This is a genomic window from Nocardia sp. NPDC051052 (genome assembly GCF_044456045.1).
Taxonomy (GTDB): Bacteria; Actinomycetota; Actinomycetes; order Mycobacteriales; family Mycobacteriaceae; genus Nocardia.
In genome coordinates this window covers 20,513-28,683 of record NZ_JBITFL010000015.1, presented here as the reverse complement: position 1 = coordinate 28,683, position 8,171 = coordinate 20,513, and the positions used below count along the sequence as shown (strand labels likewise).

General features: G+C 65.8%; 7 protein-coding genes. 2 read left to right on the top strand and 5 right to left on the bottom strand.

Annotation, left to right across the window (positions count from 1 at the left end; all coding sequences use genetic code 11):
- Positions 1–301 precede the first annotated feature (301 nt).
- Positions 302–736, top strand: a complete 435-nt coding sequence (locus tag ACIBCN_RS37065) for a hypothetical protein (RefSeq protein ID WP_396996655.1) — start codon at positions 302–304, stop codon at positions 734–736.
- A 482-nt stretch (positions 737–1,218) separates the two neighbouring features.
- On the opposite strand, the gene ACIBCN_RS37060 is transcribed toward ACIBCN_RS37065, so the two are convergent.
- The 5 genes from ACIBCN_RS37060 to ACIBCN_RS37040 form a co-directional block, all read right to left on the bottom strand.
- The gene (locus ACIBCN_RS37060) at positions 1,219–2,862 is read right to left on the bottom strand and encodes a hypothetical protein (RefSeq protein WP_396996654.1); all 1,644 of its coding nucleotides are present in this window, start codon (positions 2,860–2,862) and stop codon (positions 1,219–1,221) included.
- Positions 2,863–3,038: 176 nt separating this feature from the next.
- Positions 3,039–4,463: a sensor histidine kinase gene (locus tag ACIBCN_RS37055; protein WP_396996653.1), complete on the bottom strand. Its 1,425-nt coding sequence runs from the start codon at positions 4,461–4,463 to the stop codon at positions 3,039–3,041.
- Between the two features lie 9 nt (positions 4,464–4,472).
- The gene (locus tag ACIBCN_RS37050; protein ID WP_396996652.1) at positions 4,473–5,132 is read right to left on the bottom strand and encodes a response regulator transcription factor; all 660 of its coding nucleotides are present in this window, start codon (positions 5,130–5,132) and stop codon (positions 4,473–4,475) included.
- Between the two features lie 102 nt (positions 5,133–5,234).
- Complete coding sequence (locus ACIBCN_RS37045) at positions 5,235–5,489, bottom strand: hypothetical protein (RefSeq protein ID WP_396996650.1); 255 nt, start codon at positions 5,487–5,489, stop codon at positions 5,235–5,237.
- Positions 5,490–5,975: 486 nt separating this feature from the next.
- Positions 5,976–7,541 (bottom strand): MFS transporter, encoded by a 1,566-nt coding sequence (locus ACIBCN_RS37040; protein ID WP_396996648.1) that lies wholly within the window; start codon positions 7,539–7,541, stop codon positions 5,976–5,978.
- A 285-nt stretch (positions 7,542–7,826) separates the two neighbouring features.
- Between ACIBCN_RS37040 and ACIBCN_RS37035 the strand changes: the two genes are divergently transcribed.
- On the top strand, positions 7,827–8,165 hold the full coding sequence (locus ACIBCN_RS37035) for a hypothetical protein (protein WP_396996647.1): 339 nt from the start codon (positions 7,827–7,829) through the stop codon (positions 8,163–8,165).
- Positions 8,166–8,171 lie beyond the last annotated feature (6 nt).

Sequence of the window (8,171 nt, the reverse complement as noted above, 5' to 3'; positions counted from 1 at the left end):
CGTTGGTACTGCCCGGATCGTTGGCGCGACTCGACCCGTTGGAACTGCTCGAATCGTTGGCGCGACTCGACCCGCTCGTACTGCCCGAATCGTTGGCACGACTCGACCCGCTCGTACTGCCCGAATCGTTGGCACGACTCGACCCATTCGCCAGGCTCGGCTCACCGGCCTTAGGGGAGGGCGCGGGGCTGGTCGGCGGCGATTTCAGATTCTGTTCTGGACTCCCGAGGTCCTTACCCACCGCACCGACGGGCGCAGCCCCTGGCCTGTCTTTGAGGCTCGACATCGGCAGATTTTCGATATGCACCTTCACGCTGGAATTGCGCCAGCCTCGGGCACCACCGGTGAACGCGCCGGCCACACCGGCGGCGAGCATCCTCGGATCCAGCGCGAATGGGCCACCGGTGGCGATCTGGTTGGCGAGACCGCCACCGATCATGCCGCCGACACCACCGGCCCCGCCCTGCACCAGACCAGCGAAAATGTGCTCGAACTTCTGGTTGAACCCCACTTTTCCGCCGAGGAGACGGACGAGATCTCCACCCAATTTGCCGAACAAATGACCGAATGCGCCACCCAACGCGCCACCGAGCGCGAACTGCCCCATTTCTTTGACATCGAAACTCTCGCGGTGGTGCGCGGCCATCTGGCCCAACTGGATCAGGATATTCTGAATCACCTGGAGGCCGGCGGCACGCAAGGCAGCGACCACGATTTCGTACAGCATCTTTTTTAGCCACTGGAAAACCAGTTTGGTCCACGCGATTTCGGCCGCAATCGTAGGCCCAGCCGTCGGCGGCCAAAACAACGCGTACATGATCTCGACAAACAATTGAATCAAGCCGAGGATGATCATGATCTTGTTTTGCTGGATCGCGCAACCCACCTTGTCGCACGAACTCGCCAGCTGTTTCAACGACTCCGCGATCGACTGCAGAGACGAGGTATCCGACTCCTTGGTCAAATCTTTCAGCGTCTGCACCATCGCCGCGTTATCGGAATCCGCCGACGCATACGCATGCAAAACATCGGTGACCGCTTCTTTGATGTCGTCGACCAGCCCGGTCAAGTCACCGGAAGCCTCCGACCACGCATCGGCCAGCGCGAACATACCGTTCTCGCTGCCCTTGGGCCACGCGCCACCGGCAACCCAAGCCAAATCGTGCAAGCTCGGCGGCAGGTTGATATCGGATCGAGAGATCGCGTCGGGAACAGCCATCACCGACCACCGATCGGCCAGCCGGACCGCTGCCACGGATCATCCGTGCCCGGCTCGTCCTCGACCTCGTCCGAGGTCGGCGGCTTGCGGCGCTCACCGCGCCCCTTTTTCTTCCCCTCGGGCGCTGCGCCGCCAGCGGCACCGCCACCCGGCGTGCTCGGCATGCCGGGAGTCATTCCGCTGCCGGGCATGCCAGCTCGGGTCGGCATGCCCGCGCCGACGTTCTTCGACGCCAATTTCTCACCATCGAACGCGGACCCCGGCCCCGGTGCCCGCTGGCCACCGGCGGTGCTACCAGCCGCCCCCTCACCGCCACCGACTTTGCCGCTCACGTTCGGCGCACCGGTCTTGTCCACCGGCAAACCGGTCGCCGGATCGACGGCAGGCCCAGGCCCGTTGAACCCCAGCGCACCCGGCGGGAGGGACATGCCGGCCAGGGGCGCGCCCGATGTGCCAATCGAGCCGCGCGGATCGTCAGAGCTATCGCCGTCGAAATTCGGAGTGCGGGACGACGGCGAACCGGACAACGCGTAATTCGACGGCGGTGGTGCGCTCTGGCCGTCTGTGTCGTCGGTGTTCGGACCCTTCGGATTCAATCCACCAGCGTTCGCACCACCTGCATTCGGACCACCTGCATTCGGGCCACCAGCGTTCGGGCCACCAGCGTTCGCACCACCGGCGTTCGGGCCACCCTGCGACGATCCTCCCGAATCCTGGCCACCGCCACCTGAGCCCTGATATTGGTTGCCAGGAGGCGGCGTCTGATTGTTCTTGTCGTCTTTCTTGCCGAAGTTCGGGTCGGAACTGAGCGGTCCTTTGTACGGGCCCGGATTGCCTTTCGCGTTTTCGTTGACATAGTTGCCGAGCATCCACTGGGCGTAGAGATCCTCGCCCAGGGAGAACGCTTTGCCCGCTTCCTCGATCGTCTTGCCGTAATTGACCAGGATCTGTCCATAGACCGGAATCGCACCGGCCGCGTCCGGACCAGGAGTGGCATTACCCACCAGCGACTCCACCGCCGCTAGGTAACCCGACGCACCCTCCGAGAACTGCTTCCCGAGTTCGTCTTCACCCCACGGGGTCCCCAACGACTGGATGCTGTTATTCAATTTTTTGAGAATGTCGAACAGGCCGTTTGCCGCACTCGGCAGATCCGCCAGCTTCTTACCCTTGGCGATCAGTTCCGCCGGATCGACCTGCACGGCTTTCCCGCCGCCGCCCGAATTACCGCCACCCGGGTTGCCGACGCCCGAATTACCGCCACCCGGGTTGCCGCCGCTCGGTTTACCACCGCTCGGGCCACCTCCACTCGGCTTACCGCCGCCGGAGTCACCGCTCGGCTTACCGCCACCCGAGTCACCCTTGGGCTCGCCGCCGCCGGAGTCGCCACCATTCGGATCGCCATTGGGCCCGGTCGGCCCATGCGCGCCGGTCGCACCATGACCCGGATCATGCGGGCCGGTCGCCCCCGACGGACCGTGATGCCCCGGAGTATGCGGCCCGGTCCCACCATGCGGCCCGGTCCCACCATGCGGCGGATGGCCCTTGTGCGGGTGCCGATGTGGATGACGCCCGTGCCCACCGTGTTCGAAATGATGAGGGTCGCGCGGATGACCGTTGGGGTCAGGCGTCGGTGTCGTCACGGTTCCTTCTCATCTCCCGCCGAGCTCACCGCCCGACGGCCTCGTCAACTGCCGCACTGCCGGTAGGGCCCGCTGCCACCGAGCAATCGTTGCGCCATCGGCCTTGGCTTGACGTGGCTGGAGATGCAGAGTTCACCGGCTGGTAAGCAGTTCACCGAGCCGTAAGGTTGCGCGGATCAGCGAAGGCGGGCTGTTTCGTCGATACCGGCGGGGCCGGACACCGTGGGAAAACTGACCGTCACCGCCAGACCATGCGGCTCGACGGCCTCGACGAAGAACAATCCGCCGTGCTGAGCGGCCAAGGTCGCGGCGATCGGCAGACCGAGCCCGGAACCGCCGGCGGCGGCCTGTGCGCCGCGAAAGAATCGGGTGGTGATCCGGTCGATCTCGTCCGGCGCCACCCCGATTCCGGTGTCCTGGACCGAGATCACCACCGACTCGCATTCATGGTTCACGATGACCGTCGCCGCCGCGCCGCGCCCGGCGTAACGCGCCGAGTTGCTCAACGCGACGTCGAGGATCTGCGTGAGAACCTGGTGCGGCACTACCGATTCCGCGGTGGTGACCAGTGGTCGCATGGTCAATGTCAGACCGGCCTCGGTGAACGCGTCGTGCCACGCCTCGACCCGCTGGCCGGCCACCCGCACCGCGTCGCAGCCGGACGCGGCGCTCGTTGCCTCGGCGCACCCGAGCCCGGCTTCGGCCACGGCCGAGGCAAGCAGCCCGTCCAGCAACCCGGTCAGCCGGTCCACTTCGCCGACAACGCTGACGAAGGCCGAAGCCGCCCGATCCGCGGCCATCATCGGTTGCAGCGCTTGGAGTCTGACCGCGAGCGCGGTGAGCGGGTTGCGCATGGAATGCGCGGTGTCGGCCACGAGTCGCCGCTCGGCGGCGGCCAGCTCGGCAACGGCCTGGGTCAAGGCCCGGACCCCGACCGCCAATTCCACGATCTCCGGCGGGCCCTCGCCCTTGGGTGCGTGCCCGCGCGGCTCGGCGTTGCGCACCGGCATTGTCGAGGTCAGTGCGTCGACGTTGCGGAGCAGCTCGGACACCGGTCGCAGGATCCACCCGGACATCACCAGCGCGAGACCGCCGACCAACAGCACCCCGGTCGCGGTGACGCAGCCGAGTTGTATCCAGGCGTCGCCGATTTGCGTGCGAGTCGCGAAGGTGGATACCACGATGACCACCACGCCACCCGCCTCCGGCGGCGCCCCGATCGGTTCCGCGACGAGCATCGACTGGGTACTCCACGGATACACCCACGGTGGTTGGCCTTCGGGCACAAAGCGTTTGGCTCGGCCGGACGCCTCGATGACCGCCGGGTCGCGGCGGTCGACGCCGATGTCGCACAGCAGGGTGCCGTCCGCCCCGGTCACCAGGACACCGTTGCCGGTGCGGTCGTGATAGCGCTGGGCTTCGGCACCGAGGGTCGACGGCTGTCCCGCGGACAGCGCCACGAACCGTTCGGCGTCGTGGATCCGATCGATGAGCAGTCCCCTGGTTCGGCTGCACACGATTTGGAAGCCGATGCCGACGGCGAGACAGGTCATACAGATCGCCGCGAGCAGGGTGAACGCCGTCAGTAAACGGACGCGCATCGAGCGATCTCACCGAGCCCAGCGGTAGCCGAAACCGTGGATCGTGGCGATCAGGCCCGGCCTGTTCAGCTTGCCGCGCAGCGCGCCCATGTGGACGTCGAGTGAACGCGAGATGGCGGTGGTCTTCTCGCCCCAGATCTCGTCCATGATCTTTTCGCGACTTACCGCGATGCCCGCCTGCGTCACCAACATTCGCGCCACCGCGAATTCCTTCACGGTCAGCGACACCGACTGGCCGGCCACCTCGACACGGCGCGCCACCAGGTCCACGGTGACATCGCCGGTGACCACGACGGCCGGGCAATAGTCGGTGGCCTGCCAGCGCCGCACGATCGCTTCGAGACGTGCCGCCAGCTCGCCGACGCGCGGCGGTTTGACCATGTAGTCGTCCGCGCCGGCCCGCAGGCACGACACCACCGCGAGCTCGTCGCCCTCGGCGGTGAGGACCAGCACCGGGACGGAGCTGACCTTACGTAATTGCCGGAGAACGAGATACCCGTTGACGTCGGGCAGACCGAGATCCAGGATTACCGCGTCATAACCGGAGTGCGAGGTCAGCAGATCTAGTCCATGGGACAGATGGTCGACGGAATGAAATCCGTGGGCTCGTAGTCCGTCGACAACGGCCGCGACCACACCCCGGTCATCCTCCACAAGCACCACACGCACATTTGTCCGATCCGTCGACCTCAGGCAGCCTGAATGGTAGCGGACCGTGGAAGTGACCGTTGACCGGGCGCGATCTGCCGAGCGACCGCGCCGAGCCGATCGTCATGCGGTGGCGGAACCCCGGCGCAGGCCGGTGGGCGGCGCCGACGGCACCGCGACGGGAGGGTAGCCAACGGTTCGCGGGACCGGCGGCAACGTCGGGAATCGGCGGCGCATGGTGCTCAAATGGCGATAGACCTCACGCAGTTCGGCATGCAGTTCGCGCAACTCGTCCTGCAGCTGCTCCGCCTCGGCGATGAGCATGGTCTGGAACACCCGCGCCTGTTCGCATTGCGCGCGTTCGGCCCGCGATCGCATCAGCGTCTCCTCGGCCGATGTCCGCGCAGGCATCGATCTGCTCGCGGTACCCGGACGTGCCGCGCGGCGGCTGACGCGTGTGCCGTCCTCGATATCCTGCATGGCAACCTCAGCCTTTCAGTAGCACTGACACGCCGTGTCGAATGGCCGGATCCAGCTCGTTACGGGTGCCTTACGAGATGATTATGCACATTTCAGGAGTCGTCAACTTTCAATTGAAATATTTGCATCAGCTTGACATCATTTGATATTCCAAATAATTTCCTCGCGTTCTTTAGAAAACCTTTAGATGTTGATACTTCCTTAACAAATGGCCAGGTACAGCGGGTTTCAGGCACTGCTCACGTCGACACACAACCCGCTGCAGCGGCGGCTGCGCATGCAAAATAGAGGCCAGTTAGAGCACGCGTAAATCCACCAGCCGAGACAACTGTGCACGGCGCGCGATTATTCCGACCAGAAAGTAGCTTTACACCTTTTCCGCATTTACCACGCGCCCAACGAGCCCTGCCCGCGACGCCGTTTCGAGGCGGTGGACTTCACGATAATCGTGACCATCGTGGCAACGATGACGCCGATGATGGCGAGCAACCCGTGCCGATAACCGGCCAGGAAGGCGTGCTGTACGGCGGCGGCCAGCGGTGCGGCGGACTGATCGACGACAGAGGCGGCCACCGCCACCGCTTTACCCAGCGAGTCGCGACTGACCACGGTGTCGCCCTGTTGCATCGGAACCGCGGCAGGAACCCGGAGATGTGCGTGGTAACCGCTGTCGACCAGGCTGCCGACGATCGACAGCCCGAGCATGCCGCTGAGCTGTGCGAACGTCATCCGCGCCGCGCAGCTGATCCCGCGACTCGACGAGGGCGGCGCGCCGATCACCGTGTCCATCCCGACGCTGATGACGACGGCGAAACCCGCGCTGGCCACCGTCACCATGGCAACGATCGGCGGCAGATCGCCGGTCGCGTCGGCGGTCAGCCCGATGGCGAGGCCGTCCAAGACGGCCGCCAGTCCGACGATCAGCGCCGCGCCCGGCCCGAGCTGGCGCCGCAGCATCGGCCCCAGCTTCGCCCCGATCGCCATCGCGGCCACCGTCGGCAGGAACGACAGCCAGCCCGCGACAATCGGCGAATAGCCCCGTACCGCCTGGAGATATTGGATGACCAGGAACACGATCCCGAACACCGCCAGGAACACCGCGGCCATCGCGATCACCGCCCGGCGGATAAGCGGATCCGAGCGAAAGAGGTAGTCCTGCAACGGCTCGTTGCCGCTGCGCCGGGCTATCGCGAGGATCGCGGGTGGCAGGATGCCCGCGGCCAGCGGCAGCACGACCGAGGGGTTCGTCCATCCCCATTCCGGCCCTTGGAACAGGGCGAACGTCACCAGCCCGACCCCGAGCGTCACCACCGTCGTCGCGGACCAGTCCACCGGGCGCGGCGGATCGGGTGGCATCGCGGGCACCACCGTCACGACGCCGAGCAATGACGTCACCGCGATGAGCCCGAGCACCGCCACGATCCGCGGCCACCAGAGATTATCGAGAACCAGGCCACTGACGAGCTGCACGATCGTCACACCCGAGGCGAAGCAACCGAGCCACACCGTGAACGCCTTGACCCGCCCGGCGTCGGTGTCACTGACCGCACCGACGATCGACATGGCGGCGGGGATCATGAGCGCCGAGCCGACCCCCATGACCGCGCGCAACGCGATCAGCGGGACCGACGTCATCGCCAGCGGAAAATTCGCCAGGGCACCGGCCAGGTACATCAGCAGGCCGACGATCAAGACGCGCTTGGCGCCGAACCGGTCCGCGGCCACGCCGCCGACGATGAGCAGCGCGACCGCCACCACCACGTAGACCTTGGGAATCCATTGCGACGTTTGCAGGTTGGGCCGATCCCCCAACTGCTGCAACAGGGTTGGCACCGCGATGGCGTGGATCGCGGTATCGAAGCTGAGCAGGAAGGCGATGCCGCACATCACCAGCAGTACCGCCGCACGTTGGCGCCGGCCGAGCCGCGCGGGCAGCGTCTGCGTGCTCATCCGGCCCGCCGCAGCGGGGGCCGAGTGGGTTGTCCCATGGTCTTCTCTCACCTCTGCCGAGCCGTGACACGAGTCCGCTGTCCAATCGCGGTCAACGCAGTGTCGTTTATTGGACACCGTCCCGCCAATCGGCGTGACGCGGGCAGCGCGGAAATTAACACTGGATCGGCATCGATCCGATCCACCGGCAGATACCGCCGTCCTGTGATAGATCCAGTGAGGGATACCGAGTGCGGCACGTCGTTCGATCGAATGGTGCTGCGGGACAGAGCCGGAGGCAACACCATGACGCAGAGCATCATCGTCAACCCGAGTGATGTGCGGGCCGCCGGTCAGGAACTGCTCGACATGAGTTCGGGCACCCCCGGGGGTGCCGTCTCGTTCCACGCGATCATGCGAGAGCTCACCGACGCGGTCGGCGGCGCCGGGACGGAAACCTGGGGCGACGATTCCTTCGGCAAGCAGTTCGCCGAGGGCGCCAACGGCTACCGCGCCTCCCGGTCGAACCTGCTGAAAGGCGGGAACGACATGCTCGAGACGCTCGAGGACTTCGGCACCGGATTGACCACCGCGGCGAACAGCATGTCGAACGGAGAGTCCGGCAACGTCGACAACTTCCGTTAGCCGCGC

What these genes read in the sequence shown, in the direction of transcription:
- ACIBCN_RS37065 (WP_396996655.1), top strand. Translation starts at nt 302, where the DNA reads ATGCACCTTCACGCTGGAATTGCGCCAGCCTCGGGCACCACCGGTGAA.
- ACIBCN_RS37055 (WP_396996653.1), bottom strand. Translation starts at nt 4,463, where the DNA reads ATGCGCGTCCGTTTACTGACGGCGTTCACCCTGCTCGCGGCGATCTGT.
- ACIBCN_RS37045 (WP_396996650.1), bottom strand. Translation starts at nt 5,489, where the DNA reads ATGCGATCGCGGGCCGAACGCGCGCAATGCGAACAGGCGCGGGTGTTC.
- ACIBCN_RS37040 (WP_396996648.1), bottom strand. Translation starts at nt 7,541, where the DNA reads ATGAGCACGCAGACGCTGCCCGCGCGGCTCGGCCGGCGCCAACGTGCG.
- ACIBCN_RS37035 (WP_396996647.1), top strand. Translation starts at nt 7,827, where the DNA reads ATGACGCAGAGCATCATCGTCAACCCGAGTGATGTGCGGGCCGCCGGT.